We start from the raw sequence: 16,089 nt of genomic DNA, 5'->3' as shown, positions 1-16,089 counted from the left end.
ATTATACACAATGCTATTTATCCCTACTTTATTATCCTTGAGTGTTCTCGTCACTTTTGTATTCTAAAATATCTCCAGGTTGGCATTCTAATGCTTTGCAAATTGCTTCTAAAGTTGAAAGCCTAATTGCTTTTGCCTTTCCATTTTTCAATATAGAAAGGTTAGCCATTGTTATTCCAACCCTCTCCGAAAGTTCTGTTACGCTCATTTTCCTTTTAGCCAACATCACATCAATATTGATTATCATCGACATTGTTTTCACCTCACACTATTAAATCATTTTCAGATTTTATATCTACGACTTCTTTTACAAGTCTTTGGAGGACGCCAACAAAGGTTGCGATTACGCTTGAAGCAATAGTGGAATATAATCCCAGCGCTATGACTCCTGCTCTGTCACCTTCAATAAATATAGCGACGAATACGATTCCTACTACAATAAAGGCACTTATTGTGATTGCACAGCGATTGATAACCTTCAAAGCTCTAACAGATAATTCCGAGAAAGAATTGTTTTTATCAATGTAAATTAAAAGTTTAAATACTTGATACAACGCGATGAAAAATGGAATAGACAATAAATAAGCAGATAGTAAAAAGGGATATTGCAAGTAAGCAGTCACTGGATGCGCTTCTGCATTTCTACTGGCTATCTCAGGCAACAAAAATATACATAAAGCAAGTGCCACAATTCCGATAAGAATAATAACTCCCTTTAGGAAAAAAGTTGCCCATCGGTTCATAAAAAACACCTCACTAATAAATTGTAATACGTTACTTAACGTTTTCATATCAATTATCTTTATTTTTCTTTTAGGCATCATCACATCAATATTGATTACTATTGCCGGTTAATCACCTCAGACTATTAAGTCATTTTCCGATTTTATATCAATCGCTTCTTGTAAAAGTCTTTGAAGAACAGCGGCAAAGACTGCAATCACCATGGAAGCAAAAGGAACAACCAATCCGATAAAGATGACACCTGGGGCGTCGTCTTTATCCGCAAAGAGATAGAAGAGCGGCAAGACTAGCACATGCAAGGTACTGATTGTGATGGCACAGTGTTTGATTTTCTTTAAAGCTTTTACAGATAATTCGGAGAAGGCTTTATTTTTGTCAATATAGCGTAAAAGTTTGAAAGCCTGATATAAAGCAAAGTAAAAAGGTATCGCCGATGCATAAAATACGATGGAAACGAGATATTTTATATAAGCAAACTCTGGAAGCAATTTTGCTGCAATATTCCCTATCTCAGGCACCAAAAAGATGCACAAAGCAAGAATCGGAATTCCAATAAAAATAACAGCTATCTTTAAAAAGAGCGTTGACACTCGTTTCATAAAAAGCACCTCACTTATTTATTGTTAACTTGATTATAATACGCAGTTTATCGTTTCACAATACATAATTACCGATTATGATTATATTATTGTTGTTATATAGATATCCATTTAATTTTAGACAAAGATAAAAAGCTCGTTCCACTATCCTCCCTTTCGTCCATAAGATGATAAGAATTGATTATAATGATTTGTTAAATTGTGGTGCCTGGTTTGGGATGCTACCATGAAAATAAAACGATTGGAGTGATAAAGATGAAAAATTTTACAAAATCTGTGAATATGATCAACAATTTCACTATAGAAAACACTGTAATCCTTAAAAGAAGGATAAATTGGAGGAATAGTTCGTGGAAAAGTTAAAAAAGTTTCTAGCTTACTACAAACCTTATAAAAAAGTGTTGTTTGCCGATTTGTTATTTGCAGCACTAGCTTCGATGACCGTACTTGCCTATCCCTTGCTGGTAAATCAAATAACCAAAAACGCAATAAGTGACGAAGGAATCGATATTGCGTTAGTTTTTAAAATGGTTGGCATCTTTTTATTTCTGATGGTCGTGGAGTATGTCAGCAACTTCTATACCGACTATTTTGGGCATGCGATGGGGGCAAAGATCGAGTCTGACATGCGAAAGAATTTGTTTCAGCATGTTCAAAAGCTCTCGTTTTCGTATCACGATAATGCCAGAACTGGGCAACTGATGTCGCGGATAACTACAGACTTATTCGATGTATCCGAACTTGCACACCATGGACCAGAAGATACGGTGATCTCTTTGGTGAGAATCCTGGGCTCGTTCATTATATTGCTAAGTATAAATTGGGTACTCGCGTCAGCTACTTTTTTGATTTTACCTTTCATGTTTATTTTTGCATATCGCTATAGTATCAAGATGAAGCACGCTCTTAAAAAAAATAAAGAACGTATCGCAGATATAAACGCTCAAATTGAAGACAGCCTTTCTGGGATTCGAGTTGTGCAATCGTTTGCTAATGAAGACATCGAAGTGGATAAATTTAGAAGCAGTAACCATCGTTTTTTAGAAAGCAGGAAAAAAGGATATTTGGTGGAGGCATTGTTCTACAATGGTTTGACTGGGTTTATTTCATTGATTAACATTTCGGTTGTTATCGCGGGCGCCATTCTTATAAGTTATAACCAGTTGCTTCTAACCGAGTTGATTACCTTTTTGTTATACATAAACACCTTAATCGACCCTGTGAAAAGGTTAGTGAACTTTACTCAGAATCTTCAAAATGGGGTGGCTGGATTTGAACGTTTTATGGAAATTATAGCGATTGAGTCGGACATTACCGATGCCAAAGATGCTACTGAGCTAAGCAATGTAAAGGGTTCAGTGGAATTTGTAAACGTAAGCTTCCAGTATGCCAGCGACTCGAATTATGTGTTTAAGAATATAACCATTACAGCAAGACCCGGTGAATATGTAGCACTTGTAGGACCTTCTGGAGTTGGAAAAACGACCCTTTGCAGTTTAATCCCGCGTTTTTATGAAACCAGTGAAGGTACAATAAAAATTGATGGTACGGATATAAAAAACATAAGGCTAAAATCATTGCGTGACAATATTGGGATCGTACAACAAGATGTGTATTTGTTTTCGGGTACGATTAAAGAGAACATCTTGTACGGGAATCCTGGGGCTACCGATGAGGAAATGATCAACGCTGCCATAAATGCGAATGCTCATGAATTTATTATGGGGCTTCCGGATGGCTACAACGCCTATATAGGTCAACGTGGCGTAAAGCTTTCAGGCGGTCAGAAACAACGCATAAGTATCGCACGTCTATTTTTGAAAAACCCTCCTATCCTTATATTGGATGAAGCCACTTCCGCCCTAGACAATGAGAGCGAAAGGGTGGTTCAGGAAAGTTTTGAAAAGTTAGCTAAGAACCGCACTGCTTTTGTAATTGCACATAGGCTGTCCACAATCAAAAGTGCAGAAAGGATTATTGTGTTATCGGAAGACGGGATTGCAGAGGAAGGTACACATACAAAGCTTATTGAAAACAATGGTATATATGCAAAGTTTTATAAAATGCAGTTTGATCAATTATAGTACTAGGATAAACCTAAAAGACGCTAAGCAAATATTTCTTTGTTTAGCGTCTTTTAAGTTTGACTAAAATTCCATCCGTATACTGAACTATGCTTGGTGTTTGGTTTTATGGGTTTATTATAATCTTACTTGCATTTAATAAAAATTCTTTCATATGGTTAATTGGTATTCCACTATGAAACCTTCTAATTTCAAATAATGTCCATTCTTCAATATGTTTTATTTTCGCTAAATAAGTTCGGTTTCCTTTGTGTTGTTCATTTAAAAAAAGTTTATATGTATCAACTTTCTCTTGAGCATCGCCTTCCATTATTTGTTTAATATTTTTTTCATAGAAGATACTTGTCCTATCCGCCCATGATATTAGTTCGCTTCGGGGTGTTGTTGAACATTGGATTTCATCACTACCTTTATAATAAAAGGTATTGTCATTTATATCATATTCAGACAAAAACAGAAGATCTAATAAGCTCCAAAAGTATTCTGCCTCATGTTTAATGTCCCATCTTGAACAATATTTAGGATGTAGTGTAACATGAGTAGAAATAAACCCCGCATAAAGTAAATTTAAATCATTAATTTTATTAAAGGAATTGGGAAGTAGATTTTCACTTCCTACAAAAGTAACAACTTCATCCGTAAGTATAATTTGTTTAATATCAGTGATTTTTTCTTTTTTTAAGTTAATGAATGTATCTGTCGAAGAACTAAATTTATCTGTAAATAAAATCTCTCCTTTTAGATTTGTGTTTTTTTCTTTGAAGTCTATTAACAAATTACATACAACTTCCTCAAAAACTTGAAAACCATCTATTATTTCATCAAAACTATCCAAGGTGTAAGGAGGAGATACGACTTCTATTAAAGCATTGGAATATTCAGGATGTATCTCCCAGCCTTTGCGAAACAAATAACCCACTTTTTTTACTAGATTTTCATGGATATCCGACATAGACTTTATTTTATTTATAATCTGTTGTGATGCTAATAAGTAACTTATGAAGTCACGTTCTTTATAAACTATTGCATATTCTTTTTCGATTCCAAACTCAAACCTGTCTGGAACAATTTTCATTGTTATTCCCCCCTCAATACCTCATTGTACTATCCTCCGTTTCATCTTCGGCAGCAGCAATCTCTTCTGCCTTTCGAACTTCACTGAAAAAATGATCCAATTCATGCTTCGCAACTTCGCGTATAAATCCTAGTTCTTCACCAAATAGCTCCGGAGTCCATGTACGGCCGAAGGAAGCATGGACCACCTCATCTGCCCAATCGTAATCCTGGAACTGAGTCATTAATGGATGCTTCACTTGATCTCTGCAGAATTCAAATTCCCCTACTTTCCCGGGTCGCTTCATCGCCCCTTCTTCGATTCCAATACTTAGCCACGCGTATTGCGCACTCGGGATTTTTTCTATATTGATATCATAATCAGACGTATATTGCGGGCGTGAACGCCAATTTAACCCTTCAGCCTCCAGTGCTGCTTGACCAAACAACGCATGGCGAACCTCATCCCACAAGTGCCTTGCTAAGTCCCGATAGAATGCCCACGGCATTCCTTTTTGTGACCATAACACAGCCGCAATCAGTTCCGCCGCCGTCATCTCTTCCTGACGTACTCTCATCATACCGACAAGTCTCTCCTCATTCGGCTTCTCGAATTTCATTCCCATGCTTGTACGGTAAAGGGTTGTTTCACCCATACGTGCTTCTCGTTGCGATTTTTTGGGCAATTGATAGACCTGGAATGATCTTATACGTTCTGGTATTTCAGAAGACCTTTTCATTTCGTTGCTCATTCCACCTGCTGCAAGGATGCATCGCTTTATTAACGTACATAGTTCTTCAGTGCCAGCCTCTTCCCACTCCCCTGCGTTCTTCAGGTGAGCAATTGCCGCTTCTCCCCAATGTACTTGTTCCTCCAGATCGAGAAGGATTGAGCGTAGTATACGAATAGTCGGTTGATCTACAATTTGTTGTGTACGTTGTATATGGCTCCTATAGGCTTCAATAAGCGCTGGTTTAATCACTGTATACACGCCAGCTAACCATTCGGAATCTGTACGAGCATGAAGAATTTCGTCCATAAGCAGCGTTAAAGTTGGATCTGGTTCCAGCCCAACGTTAGCAAGAGGCGTACGCAGATGACTCACACGTGTACGAAGCTGATCCGCTGCTTCTGCATCCTCATAGATGTGCCGTCCCATCGCAGTTTTGACATCCCAGTTATGCCGTGCAGGCAGCTGAGCTGCACTTATAAACATAAGACGCTCATGAATGAACCTATATCTCTGCAGTATCTTAGCGTTTGCATCAACACCAAAAGCACCAATTGAATGTGGATTAGCAATTCCTGTAAATGTAATTTCCAACTTTATTCCCTCCTATAACGAGCGCTGAATAATTTCATTTTCCCTTAATGTGAATTCGTTTACAATAGATAAAGAAAGGATTTCAATGGATTTATTTGATCAGAAAGGGTGCCTCCAATTGAATGAAAAATTGCCTACTATACACTACTGCGGTGACTTTATTGTTCGACGTAACTGGAAGCTGGGACCACGTATTTTAGACGATAACGAGTTGGTGTTTTTCCCTCAGGGAAATGGAACCATCTACCGAAATGGAGATCAAGTTTATACATTGAATCAGCCCAGTTGGGTCCTTACAAAGGCAGGGGAAACTCACAGCTATCATTTCGGAGAGACTGCAGCTACTCGTCATCTTTTTCTGCATTTCAATGGTGGTGAATGGTTCGCGCCTACGCTTTTTAGTACGAAGAGTTGTGATGTAATACCGATTAGGGAAGGTGGGCTACCATCGGCAATAATCAGCCAGATCCTCCATATCGCTCATGAAGAGAAAGATACCAATCGGTGCAATATCTTATTGTTAGCTCTGCTTAGCGAACTTGAATACTTGGGTAATAAAAGCAAAAACACTTCAATCCCCTCTATGAAATATTTAAAAAATAAAAAAGAGGCCGTAACCGACCCCGCCTATCCGCTCGTGGTGAGCAAAGCATTAACCTATATTCGTAATAGGCTCCTTGAGCCTATCACCGTAGCCGAAATTGCAGTCCATTGCCAGTTATCTCATGAACACCTGACTAGAGTCTTCGTACGTGTCATCGGAATTCCTTTGCGTCAAATGATCATTCAACTGCGGCTAGAACGCGCTTCTCATATGCTCCGTCATAGTACACTTAGCATTAAAGAAATCGCCTCGCAGTGTGGATATGCTGAGAATCATTACTTTTCACGAGCTTTTACCGCCTATTACGGTATGACAGCGACAGCATACCGCAAAGAATACACTGATCCGCGTGTCCAACACATCGTTCCTGACGAACGATTGGAAGAAAATTATCCGATTAATGTTTATTTTCACCTTAACCCTTAATGCCTGTCATAGATATGCCCTCGATAATATTACGTTGGAGAACAAGATAAACGAGCAGTACGGGCATGACGGCAATAGCAGAACCAGACATCATTAAAGTCCAGTCAGTCACATAGAGTCCCTTAAACGTACTAAGCATCAAAGGTACGGTGAAGTTGTCGGTTGAGCTCAGGAAAATGACGGGCTTAAAAAAACTGTTCCAATTTCCCAAGAATGAAACTATCGCTAACGAAGCTAGAGCTGGACGAATGAGGGGAACCATGATACGCCAGTAAATTTTCCACATGCTCGCACCATCAACATAGGCTGCTTCTGATAAATCACGTGGGATACCCATAAAAAATTGCCTCAATAAAAATACACCAAAAGCACTGAACAATGCATCCGGAACAATGAGGGATAAATGCGTATCGAGCCAGCCGAGATTTTTTAAAATGATGTATAGAGGAACGATCGTAACCTGTTCGGGAACCATCAACATGGAAAGAAACAGGATAAAGAGAACATTACGAAAGGGAAAATCAATTTTAGCAAATGAAAAAGCGGCCATAGAGCATGTTAACAATTGACTCAGTACCACAATCACAGAAATATAAGCACTGTTTATGTATGCCTTATCAAATGGCATAGCTGTTAGAGATCGGCTAATATTCTCCCACCTCCATGGATTCGGAAATAAGGTCGGCGGCACTTGAAAGATTTGGGCTAAGTCTTTTAAGCCGCTGAATGCCATCCATAAAAACGGGCCAAACATGACTACAGAGGCTAGAATCAACAGAACATGCAGAAGGATGGTTGATACTTTACTACCTATATGGTTGCTCTTTTGTTTACTGGGTACTGTTCTTGCTGGAACTAATTTATGATTTACCGTTTTCATGCGAAATCCTCCTTAATCCGCGTAGTGGACCCATTTGCGTGAAATATAGGTCTGTGCAATGGTGAAAGTCAAAATGATAACAAAAAGCATAGTAGCCGCTGCCGCACTGCGTCCGAATTGAAAGTTTTTGAAGGCTAGCTCATACAAATGATACACAATCGTATAACTAGCTTTTGCTGGACCACCACTCGTCATAACGAAAGCCGTATCGAAGATTTTAAACGAGTCAATAATGCCAATAATGGTAACAAATAAGGTAGTTGGTGACAAAAGGGGCACAGTAATTTTCCAGAATTGCTGTGACCTCGATGCACCATCGATCATAGAAGCCTCATAGTAATCTCTGGATATTCCTTGTAAACCAGCCAGAAAAATAATCATGTTAAAACCTAATTTTTGCCAAATGCTCACAATCGCCAAGGATGGCAGGACGAGGTTCAAGTTGGTCAACCATTGTGGACCCTTAATGCCAAACAAGCTATGCAGCAGAAAATTGATGATACCGAAGTCACCATTGAGCAGCCACATCCATACAATCGCGACAGCGACAGAGCTTGTAACTACTGGCATGAAGAAAAACAACCGATACATAACACGATATCTCACTTTGTTCAAAGCAACAGCGACCAATATCGCAAGAAAAATACCCATTGGGACCGTTAATAAGGAATAATAAAGGGTATTTACTAGAGCCTTCTGGAAATCAGGATTATGAAAGGCGTAACTGAAATTATTAAATCCAATAAAAGTCGCAGGCTGAAATCCATCCCAATCTAATGTACTTAAAACAAAGGTTGTGATCAGAGGGATAAGTGAAAAGGAAAGCAGTCCGATTAATTGTGGGGCAATAAAGAAGTACCCCCAGAATGTATTAGAACGTTTTCGGTTCATGCAAATCCTCCCCTATAAATTGTTTCAAAAAAAATAAAAAAGGAGAGACGGAATACAAACATCCTTCCCTCCTTCATGTCACACATTACCGTACATGCATCCTATTTTTTATTTTTTCGCTTTTACTTCGTCGATCTTCTTATTAACACCTTCGCTTATTTTCTTTAATGTCGTCTGAGCATCCTGTTTGCCTAACAACAAGAGGTCGTAGTTATCTTTCACAATATCAGAAGCTCCAGGAACCCCTGATTCGGAAGGCCATAGGGCATAACCAATCTCACGAGCATCGAGGAAATATTGAGCATGTGCCGGCTGTGCATTCTTATCCAATACGAGATCATCTACACCGCTAATCGAAGGAACTGCATTTCCCCCTTTAAGACGGAAGTTTTGACCATCCTTGGAAACAAAGTAAGATAGAAACTCATAAGTCTCTTTAGCATGAGCTGTCTTTTTATTCATAACCATGTACGCTGTTGGAATGCCAGCTGGTTCCATTTTTTTGCCAGTGTTAGTTGGCAGTGGGACAATGTCGTATTTTAAAGAAGTGTTTGCATTAAACTGCGGAACCCACCAACGACCAGCAATTCCAAATCCGACTTGGTTCGACATGAACATAGCATCTGGGCCTTGTCCTTTAGGAAGTGAACCTGAGAATACGAAGTTTTTGTTCTTTGTGTTTTCAGCAAGATATTGGAATGCTTCAACCGTTTTCGGATCCTGATCTCCAATGAATTTGCCATCCTGAGGCTTATCGTAAGCTTTACCTCCGTTTAACGTTACCCATGAATAAACCGGGGATGACCAATCTTCAAGTACAAGACCATATTTATTTTTAGACTTTAGCTTTTCCGTTAACTCTTGTAACTTCTTCCAATTCCACTCCCCTGCTTCGTACAATTTCTGAGGATCGTCGGTGATACCCGCTTCAGTCAATACAGTCTTGTTGTAATACATGACTAACGGATTACAGTCAACTGTGACTCCATATATTTTATCGCCTTTCTTCGAACCGCCCCATAATCCTTCAGCAAAATCCTCGGCTTTGATTGGGCCATTGCCTACTTTCATCAATGGTGTCAATTCTTCGATTGAACCGTTACTAATGAGTTTAACGACAGTTTGATCTCCAGCATAAAATGCGTCTGGCGCAGTACCACCCTGCAGTTGAGTAATGATCTTCTCTTCGTAGCCATCATTCGGTACGGCTACCAGCTCCCATTTCACATTCGGATGATCTTTGTTATACTGATCTGTCAGTTCGTAAAAGCGCTTTAACTCTCCCGGATTACCCCAAGTACTCCACTTTAATTTGATAACCTCTCCATTTCCAGCCTTAGGCGCTGGTCCCTTCGTTGCATCTGCTGTCTTGCCGCCTGCCGGTGCAGAAGAGTTGCAAGCAGTAAGAATCATCGTTAGCATCAGGACGGAGCTGGTTGTTAACCCCCATGTTTTTTTCTTTACCATTCTTCCAATCGACTCCTCTCACATAATTAGATATCTCACCACTGGAATAAATTGGACTGCTATGAGTTAAACATATTTTAGAATATGATGATAGCGTTTTCAATGAACTTTCCCGAATAGTAGATGGATTTTTTTGATCTAGTATATATTATTTTCCTTACTCTATTATCGTCGTATTTTGCTGATTAATGCGGAATTCTAGTCGTTATCATTCGACAAATTCTGTGAAAACAATGTCAAAAAAGTTAAGTTAACCTTAAGAATATGAATGTGGGCCACTACTCAATTTACAATGGAACTTTGACTCTTAAACATCATACAAAGGTGCTCTATCACATATTCTATATTCTGGTGCTAAACTCTTATTATTAAATAGATGAGCTAATGACTTCTTCGCATAGGAGCAGCCCAATCCTCATTTTAAAGTTTGACTTGTATGAAGACGTTCAAAAAATTATTAGTCATTGGGGGAATTCACCTGGCAAAACATAATGAAATAAAGTTAAGTCATAAGCTTCAACAAGCTTCCGTGAAAGTCGGGTCTGCGCGAACTGCAGCGGCTAAATGGGTCATGCAACACGCCAGCCTAGAAGCTTGTTTCCATGGGGCTTATTTCAGCGGCTCGACGGTAGGTCTGCCTGATGACGCTGAGTTGTCGGTAGCCTCCGATATCGATGTCGTGATCGTTACCACACAGGCTGAGCCCCCACTCAAACTTGGGAAGTTCATCTACGATGGCATCCTTGTGGAGGCCACGTATTTGTCTTGGAACGAACTCGCCTCGGTCGAAAGGGTTCTGACGTCCTATCACCTTGCAGGCAGCTTCCGCGTGGATTCGATCATTGCTGACCCCACCGGACATCTGCGCAAACTGCAAACACAGGTATCTCGCCACTTTGCGGAGCGGATGTGGGTACGTCGCCGATGTGAGAACGCTCGGCAGAAGATCAAGAACGCGCTACGGGCCATAGATACTTCTGCACCGTTGCACGACCAAGTGACGGCGTGGTTATTCCCGACCGGCGTAACAACGCACATCCTCCTTGTGGCCGCACTTCGCAACCCTACTGTTCGGCTCCGCTACCTTGCCGCACGCGACGTGCTTACGGAATACGGCCACGCTGACCTCTACCCAGATCTGCTGAAGCTGCTAGGCTGCGCTCATCTGACCCCCAAGCGCATCGAACATCATCTCGCCAAGCTCGCACTAGTATACGACGCCGCTGCGACCGCGGCCAAAACACCTTTCTTCTTCAGCACCGACATCACCGCCACAACACGACCAATTGCAATCGACGGAAGCCTTGAACTCATCCGGGCCGGCTACCACCGTGAAGCGGTCTTCTGGATCGTCGCAACCTTTGCGCGCTGCCATAAGATATTGGTTGCAGACGCCCCACCGGACCTGCAACGTTTACTCGCTCCAGACTTTGAGGCTATCATCGCAGACCTCGGCATCACCTCCACCGATTCCTTAATCCGCCGTGCAGAGGACGTCATGCAGTTCCTACCGAAGCTCTGGGAGACCACCGAGGCAATCCTATTCGCCAACTCAGGCATCGTGTCTGAGTAGCACTTCCGTTTTCGATAGATCTGCCCTTTCTGTATGCTCGACATACTCTCAACCAGGTTCACACCTGCTCTTCTCGGTAGTTGTCGCCCGTGAGAATACTGACTAAGACCACCTGCACCCGAAAGGCTAGCCGCAACGAAATAAGCTTCACCACGCTCTACTGCCCGTTAAATGAATAAAAAAGGAGCTGCTGCAAGGCAAGCTCCTTCACTATTTCCGTTAGTTCAATAACCTAAAGTTATTTTTTTAGGTTTGCTTTCATAAGAGAGGCAATCTTTTGTTCGTCTCCATTCTGAATCCGTTCCAGTTGATTAATGACAAGTTCTTGCCTTTGTACGGAATGGTTTTGACTTAACTTTGCTTTTCCCTCTATCTTGTTGATTCTTATTTTGAATCCTTGAATCCCTTTATTCAGCCCAGCGATAAAGTCTGCGTCTACCTCTTGCAATCTATATGAACTATCAGGGGCTTCATACTTCAATACCATTTCATGCAAGGAATCCATTAACTCTTTTTCATCATCAATAAGTTTGACTTCACCGTTTACATGAACTGTTACATAATTCCATGTTGGAACTGCTTTATTTGTTTCATACCATGTAGGAGAGATATAGCAATGCGGACCATGAAAAATGGCTAAGACAATTTGATTGCTAATATCCTTCCACTGAGGATTCGGACGTGCAAAATGCCCATATAAGTATTTGTTCTCCTTATCCAAAATTAATGGTAAATGAGTAGCAAAGGGTACTCCATTTTGTTGTGAAAACAATGTTGCAAAGCTATATTCTTTGATAATGTCGTAAGCGACTTTTATTTCATCAATGTGAAAGTGTGAAGGAATATACATGGTTTTCTCCTCCTCATTTGCTCTTATAACAAAACTATCCTTTAGCTTAATGATAGTAGGAACAACTGCCGCGTCGGCAAACTGCTTCCTGGATTGCTGAACTAACGTTCGCCGTTACATGAATATCATTTCAGAGAAAATGTTATATGAGTGTTTTGGTCATTATAAAATCTATTTGTTCTTCATCACCCATATAAAAAGAGTGGGCTCCTGTTTGAACAAAGCCCATTTTTTTATAAAAGGTAATTGCGCTCTCATTTTTTTCCCAAACCCCTAGCCAGATCTTCTCTTTATTCCGTTCTATCGCTATTTCTATAGCTTTATTTATTAGATATTTACCAAGCCCCTGTTTATGAAGTTTTTTCCTTATATAAATCCTCTCGATTTCAAGCGAATCATTGCCCATTATTTCAGTTTGAGAATCAATTGTGTTTAGCTTTAAATACCCGGCAATTTCCTCATTAGAATAAATAAAATAGAATTCCGAAGAGATATTTGATAATTCTTTTTCTAATTGTTTTAAGTTAAATGCTTTTTCCAAGTATGCTTTCATATTTTCAGGTGAATTTTGATTCTTAAATGTCTCATTAAATGTCTCAACACTGATTTCTTGAAGTAATCCTAGATCTTCAAATGTGCACTTTTTTATATTTATAGTCATTTTATTTGTCCTCCTTTTACTAAATCAATAATTTCTCTTGTTTCCCTTTTTTACAAACTCCCAGTCTTTTTCTACATTTTTTCTGACTCTTTGCAGCAGGTTAAAAATCGTTTCTACTTCACTTTCGGAGAATCCAGATAGTGCGACCATATTGGAATAATCGTTTTCGCTTTTTATAAAAGGGTAAACAGTCTTCCCTTTCTCTGTAGGAAATAGTTTTTTAATTTTTTGGTTATATTGATCATCATTTTTTTCAATAAATCCATTAATCTCCAGTTTCTTTATAGCACGAGCAGCTGTTGTTCGGTCTACCTTTATCATTTCAGCTAACTTTTCTTGAATAATTCCTGGATTTTCACATATTCGTACGAGGTACAAGTACTGTCCTTTTGTAAGGTCATATTTTTTAAATTCTATATTACTTATAGAATCCAATGCCCTAGCAATCATTCCAACCTCACGTAGAATTTCCTTCATAATTGCAACTCCACTAATATTGTATTTTTCAAACGTCGTAAAAAAATAGTACATCATTTTTGTTGTATTTACAACAAAAATTCCTACAGGCTTTTCCATACTAACCGTTAGCACAACGAAAAAAGCAGGGTCGCTACGACGCCTGCTCGGGTTGTTCTTATGAAGCTATCGTTTCTCGTTGGTTGAATAAATCAGATATGGTATTAGCTGATTTAAATCGACTTCATCGAAACTCAACAATCATAGCTTTTCGATATTCCCCGTCAAAAAGGACCGCAATTACTTTTGATGTATCATTATCTATTACTTCAAATAACTCACTTCCTTTGGTAAAAACATTCGATTCGAAATCTTTTTTTGGCATTGTTTTTATTTGTTTTTTAATCGTTCCTAATTGTTCCCCAATCATAGTCAATGGTATGGTTTCTGCAGATGGAAAGTAGTTTTGTCCGTTCCACCTTACAACGGATGGGTAGTCAGTTTGAACATTAGAACACCCCACTATTAACGATCCAAAAAGAATGAGTGCCAATATTGGTATTATTATTTTTTTCATTAAGATCCTCCCCCTATTTAGGCTTTATAACGGAAGATTTCATCAGATTGTTTCAAGTTCCTATATTTTATGCAAGTTTTTTTTCTCAACAATCCTGCCCGTTGAGCAAAGGGCTGCCACGCGGCAGTCCTTTTGATATTGAATGCTATCGTTCTGCGTTAGCAAACTCCTGATTTTACCATGTACAATTCCTTAGACTTTAATTTATAGATTGTTAAATGTAGGGCGTTTTTTGTTATGGATATCGCCAATCAGAGGTAGGCGGGACAGCATGTTCTGTAGGAATAAAGAGTCCCAAGGGAGATGTTCTGTGATACCTAAGCCGACTATATCATATGATTTGGCTGCATCTTGTAATACTCGAATAATGGTTTCCAAACTTGAACCTTGGGGAAACCTATTCTAATAAAACTGCCGCCTGAGTCCGTGTGTGAGTTCTTGGATAAACAGGAACTCATTATAGACGAACAAATCCAAAAACTAAATGATACTAAAAAGCTACTAGCTCACCACAAAAACCAGCTTCAAGAGCAAACTCGTTTACACGATCAGGTATTTGGTGTCGTCTTTACCCGCAAAATTGATGAACGATCCGTCTTAAAAGTAGATTGCAAAACCATAGTGACTCCACTTGATCAACATAATTTAAATTTCAGAGGACTCGCTATAGCACTTGAAAAAGAAGGGACTGTTATGGCTCCTCTATGTGGCTGCATGTATCCTTTGAAAAGTTATGAATCCATTGAAAAGTTCCATTACAGCAGCCTTTATACTTCTATTTCTAAAACGGATTTAACTTCCTTACCATTAGGTGTTTATGTCGATTCGATTCCAGAAGGTATGTATATGTGCATCGCCTTTAAGCGGTCTAAAACCGGATATTACGATCATTTTTGCAAACTAAAAGAAGCCTACGATTTACTAGGCTATCCAACTGAAAATAATGTATACGAAGTTTCGCTTCCAAATAATTATGCTTCTTCAAACGATGAAGACTTTATTACCGAACTCCAAATACAAATAAATTAAACAACAAACCAAAAGAGGTTAGCTCGTTTTTCTTATTGTTTCGCATGTTTCGATACGGTTGCGGCTGGAGTAGCCTGGCCGATAATACTCCGGTGTTCCAGATCACGTTAACGACATTAATATTAGTTTAGATGGTTTGAGACGCGCTCAAGGCGACACTTGGACAACTGATTATGTAAGAAGATTGGTTTAGTCGGCATTTGTAAATGTTTCTGCAAATATTTATTTTTCTCCAGGGTTACGTTAGAACCGAACACACCTATATAATCTTTGATGAATGAATTGAGGAAAGTGAAATAAATGAAGTCTTAATTCATTTAGGTGGCTTTACTGCTGCTTTGACCACCGTTCGCCGTTTCTGCTGGGATTTTCAAAAGCGACGATCTAATCCGTCAGATAGCTCTACGATTCGTGTACCCGATTGTTTATCCAGAGGTTGCGTAATACCACTTGGGATATATCGAAATACGAACGGAACACAAAGTAGAGAAAGTCCACCGAATATAAGTGATACTGGACCAAGTCCATCTATGCCTTTACTCGTTAAGGGTTCCTGTATGTTTACCGTATCTTCTTCAGATTCCATGACGAATTAATAATATTTGCGGCACCGGACAAACTAAAAGCCCGAGGGAAAGCATCACCCTGGGCTTTTTTCGCGCTTTTGTTAACCACTTGAATTATTTTTACATCATCAATGCCATTATTTCTTCTTCTTCTTTTTTCTGCTGCCATGATTTGGTTTGTTATCTTTTTGGTCTTTAGCGTGATTTTCTTGTTGTTGGTCGTGTGTTGACATGATATTATCCCCACCCTTAGAGTAATTTTGAAGCATTAATATTGTGTGCATTTAAAGGGTGCAGCTATACA

The 16,089-nt window shown here is 39.3% G+C and carries 17 protein-coding genes; 4 read left to right on the top strand and 13 right to left on the bottom strand.

Annotated features, from left to right (window positions below; translation table 11 throughout):
- Nucleotides 1-31: 31 nt before the first annotated feature.
- The 3 genes from QFZ81_RS09205 to QFZ81_RS09195 all read right to left on the bottom strand — a co-directional run bounded on the left by QFZ81_RS09205 (nt 32) and on the right by QFZ81_RS09195 (nt 1,343).
- Nucleotides 32-253: a helix-turn-helix domain-containing protein gene (locus QFZ81_RS09205; protein ID WP_307445264.1), complete on the bottom strand. Its 222-nt coding sequence runs from the start codon at nt 251-253 to the stop codon at nt 32-34.
- A 10-nt stretch (nt 254-263) separates the two neighbouring features.
- Entirely contained in the window at nt 264-743 is a 480-nt protein-coding gene (locus tag QFZ81_RS09200; RefSeq protein WP_307602414.1) for a DUF2975 domain-containing protein, read from the bottom strand.
- A gap of 117 nt (nt 744-860) precedes the next feature.
- Entirely contained in the window at nt 861-1,343 is a 483-nt protein-coding gene (locus QFZ81_RS09195) for a DUF2975 domain-containing protein (RefSeq protein ID WP_307445269.1), read from the bottom strand.
- 350 nt (nt 1,344-1,693) lie between these two features.
- On the opposite strand from QFZ81_RS09195, the gene QFZ81_RS09190 reads away from it, so the two are divergent.
- Complete coding sequence (locus QFZ81_RS09190; RefSeq protein ID WP_307602412.1) at nt 1,694-3,427, top strand: ABC transporter ATP-binding protein; 1,734 nt, start codon at nt 1,694-1,696, stop codon at nt 3,425-3,427.
- Between the two features lie 106 nt (nt 3,428-3,533).
- Here the strand turns inward: QFZ81_RS09190 and QFZ81_RS09185 are convergent, their stop codons facing one another.
- Together QFZ81_RS09185 and QFZ81_RS09180 are read right to left on the bottom strand one after the other, a co-directional pair.
- Nucleotides 3,534-4,502: a hypothetical protein gene (locus QFZ81_RS09185; RefSeq protein WP_307445274.1), complete on the bottom strand. Its 969-nt coding sequence runs from the start codon at nt 4,500-4,502 to the stop codon at nt 3,534-3,536.
- Nucleotides 4,503-4,515: 13 nt separating this feature from the next.
- Nucleotides 4,516-5,805 carry a hypothetical protein gene (locus QFZ81_RS09180; protein WP_307602409.1) on the bottom strand — a complete coding sequence of 430 codons (1,290 nt, stop codon included), beginning with the start codon at nt 5,803-5,805 and terminating at the stop codon, nt 4,516-4,518.
- Nucleotides 5,806-5,923: 118 nt separating this feature from the next.
- On the opposite strand from QFZ81_RS09180, the gene QFZ81_RS09175 reads away from it, so the two are divergent.
- A complete protein-coding gene (locus tag QFZ81_RS09175; protein ID WP_307445279.1) occupies nt 5,924-6,835 on the top strand; it encodes a helix-turn-helix domain-containing protein in 912 nt (303 codons plus the stop codon).
- On the opposite strand, the gene QFZ81_RS09170 is transcribed toward QFZ81_RS09175, so the two are convergent.
- From QFZ81_RS09170 to QFZ81_RS09160, 3 genes are all read right to left on the bottom strand, one after another.
- Entirely contained in the window at nt 6,825-7,715 is an 891-nt protein-coding gene (locus QFZ81_RS09170; protein WP_307445282.1) for a carbohydrate ABC transporter permease, read from the bottom strand. The genes QFZ81_RS09175 and QFZ81_RS09170 overlap by 11 nt on opposite strands.
- A gap of 12 nt (nt 7,716-7,727) precedes the next feature.
- Complete coding sequence (locus QFZ81_RS09165; RefSeq protein WP_047687703.1) at nt 7,728-8,606, bottom strand: carbohydrate ABC transporter permease; 879 nt, start codon at nt 8,604-8,606, stop codon at nt 7,728-7,730.
- Nucleotides 8,607-8,714: 108 nt separating this feature from the next.
- Nucleotides 8,715-10,073 carry an ABC transporter substrate-binding protein gene (locus QFZ81_RS09160; protein ID WP_307445291.1) on the bottom strand — a complete coding sequence of 453 codons (1,359 nt, stop codon included), beginning with the start codon at nt 10,071-10,073 and terminating at the stop codon, nt 8,715-8,717.
- A gap of 436 nt (nt 10,074-10,509) precedes the next feature.
- Here QFZ81_RS09160 and QFZ81_RS09155 point away from each other — a divergent pair, with 436 nt between their 5' ends.
- Nucleotides 10,510-11,646 carry a hypothetical protein gene (locus QFZ81_RS09155; RefSeq protein WP_307602407.1) on the top strand — a complete coding sequence of 379 codons (1,137 nt, stop codon included), beginning with the start codon at nt 10,510-10,512 and terminating at the stop codon, nt 11,644-11,646.
- Between the two features lie 238 nt (nt 11,647-11,884).
- Here QFZ81_RS09155 and QFZ81_RS09150 read toward each other — a convergent pair whose 3' ends face one another.
- The 4 genes from QFZ81_RS09150 to QFZ81_RS09135 form a co-directional block, all read right to left on the bottom strand.
- On the bottom strand, nt 11,885-12,496 hold the full coding sequence (locus QFZ81_RS09150; protein ID WP_307602405.1) for an FMN-binding negative transcriptional regulator: 612 nt from the start codon (nt 12,494-12,496) through the stop codon (nt 11,885-11,887).
- Nucleotides 12,497-12,638: 142 nt separating this feature from the next.
- On the bottom strand, nt 12,639-13,157 hold the full coding sequence (paiA, locus tag QFZ81_RS09145) for a spermidine/spermine N(1)-acetyltransferase (RefSeq protein WP_307602402.1): 519 nt from the start codon (nt 13,155-13,157) through the stop codon (nt 12,639-12,641).
- A 24-nt stretch (nt 13,158-13,181) separates the two neighbouring features.
- Nucleotides 13,182-13,634 (bottom strand): MarR family winged helix-turn-helix transcriptional regulator, encoded by a 453-nt coding sequence (locus QFZ81_RS09140; protein WP_307445302.1) that lies wholly within the window; start codon nt 13,632-13,634, stop codon nt 13,182-13,184.
- Between the two features lie 223 nt (nt 13,635-13,857).
- Complete coding sequence (locus QFZ81_RS09135; RefSeq protein ID WP_307445305.1) at nt 13,858-14,190, bottom strand: hypothetical protein; 333 nt, start codon at nt 14,188-14,190, stop codon at nt 13,858-13,860.
- Between the two features lie 438 nt (nt 14,191-14,628).
- Between QFZ81_RS09135 and QFZ81_RS09130 the strand changes: the two genes are divergently transcribed.
- Nucleotides 14,629-15,219 carry a transcriptional regulator gene (locus QFZ81_RS09130; protein WP_307602400.1) on the top strand — a complete coding sequence of 197 codons (591 nt, stop codon included), beginning with the start codon at nt 14,629-14,631 and terminating at the stop codon, nt 15,217-15,219.
- Nucleotides 15,220-15,780: 561 nt separating this feature from the next.
- Here QFZ81_RS09130 and QFZ81_RS09125 read toward each other — a convergent pair.
- Entirely contained in the window at nt 15,781-15,954 is a 174-nt protein-coding gene (locus QFZ81_RS09125) for a hypothetical protein (RefSeq protein ID WP_307602398.1), read from the bottom strand.
- Nucleotides 15,955-16,089 lie beyond the last annotated feature (135 nt).

The sequence above is a fragment of the Paenibacillus sp. V4I9 genome (assembly GCF_030817295.1).
Classification (GTDB): domain Bacteria; phylum Bacillota; class Bacilli; order Paenibacillales; family NBRC-103111; genus Paenibacillus_E.
The sequence above is the reverse complement of the archived record's forward strand: the minus strand, read 5'-3'. Positions and strand labels throughout refer to the sequence as shown.

Coding starts and splice junctions, on each gene's coding strand:
- QFZ81_RS09165 (WP_047687703.1), bottom strand. CDS start 8,606: ATGAACCGAAAACGTTCTAATACATTCTGGGGGTACTTCTTTATTGCC.
- QFZ81_RS09125 (WP_307602398.1), bottom strand. CDS start 15,954: ATGGCAGCAGAAAAAAGAAGAAGAAGAAATAATGGCATTGATGATGTA.
- paiA (WP_307602402.1), bottom strand. CDS start 13,157: ATGACTATAAATATAAAAAAGTGCACATTTGAAGATCTAGGATTACTT.
- QFZ81_RS09140 (WP_307445302.1), bottom strand. CDS start 13,634: ATGAAGGAAATTCTACGTGAGGTTGGAATGATTGCTAGGGCATTGGAT.
- QFZ81_RS09185 (WP_307445274.1), bottom strand. CDS start 4,502: ATGAAAATTGTTCCAGACAGGTTTGAGTTTGGAATCGAAAAAGAATAT.
- QFZ81_RS09155 (WP_307602407.1), top strand. CDS start 10,510: ATGAAGACGTTCAAAAAATTATTAGTCATTGGGGGAATTCACCTGGCA.
- QFZ81_RS09160 (WP_307445291.1), bottom strand. CDS start 10,073: ATGGTAAAGAAAAAAACATGGGGGTTAACAACCAGCTCCGTCCTGATG.
- QFZ81_RS09205 (WP_307445264.1), bottom strand. CDS start 253: ATGTCGATGATAATCAATATTGATGTGATGTTGGCTAAAAGGAAAATG.
- QFZ81_RS09195 (WP_307445269.1), bottom strand. CDS start 1,343: ATGAAACGAGTGTCAACGCTCTTTTTAAAGATAGCTGTTATTTTTATT.
- QFZ81_RS09200 (WP_307602414.1), bottom strand. CDS start 743: ATGAACCGATGGGCAACTTTTTTCCTAAAGGGAGTTATTATTCTTATC.
- QFZ81_RS09170 (WP_307445282.1), bottom strand. CDS start 7,715: ATGAAAACGGTAAATCATAAATTAGTTCCAGCAAGAACAGTACCCAGT.
- QFZ81_RS09135 (WP_307445305.1), bottom strand. CDS start 14,190: ATGAAAAAAATAATAATACCAATATTGGCACTCATTCTTTTTGGATCG.
- QFZ81_RS09150 (WP_307602405.1), bottom strand. CDS start 12,496: ATGTATATTCCTTCACACTTTCACATTGATGAAATAAAAGTCGCTTAC.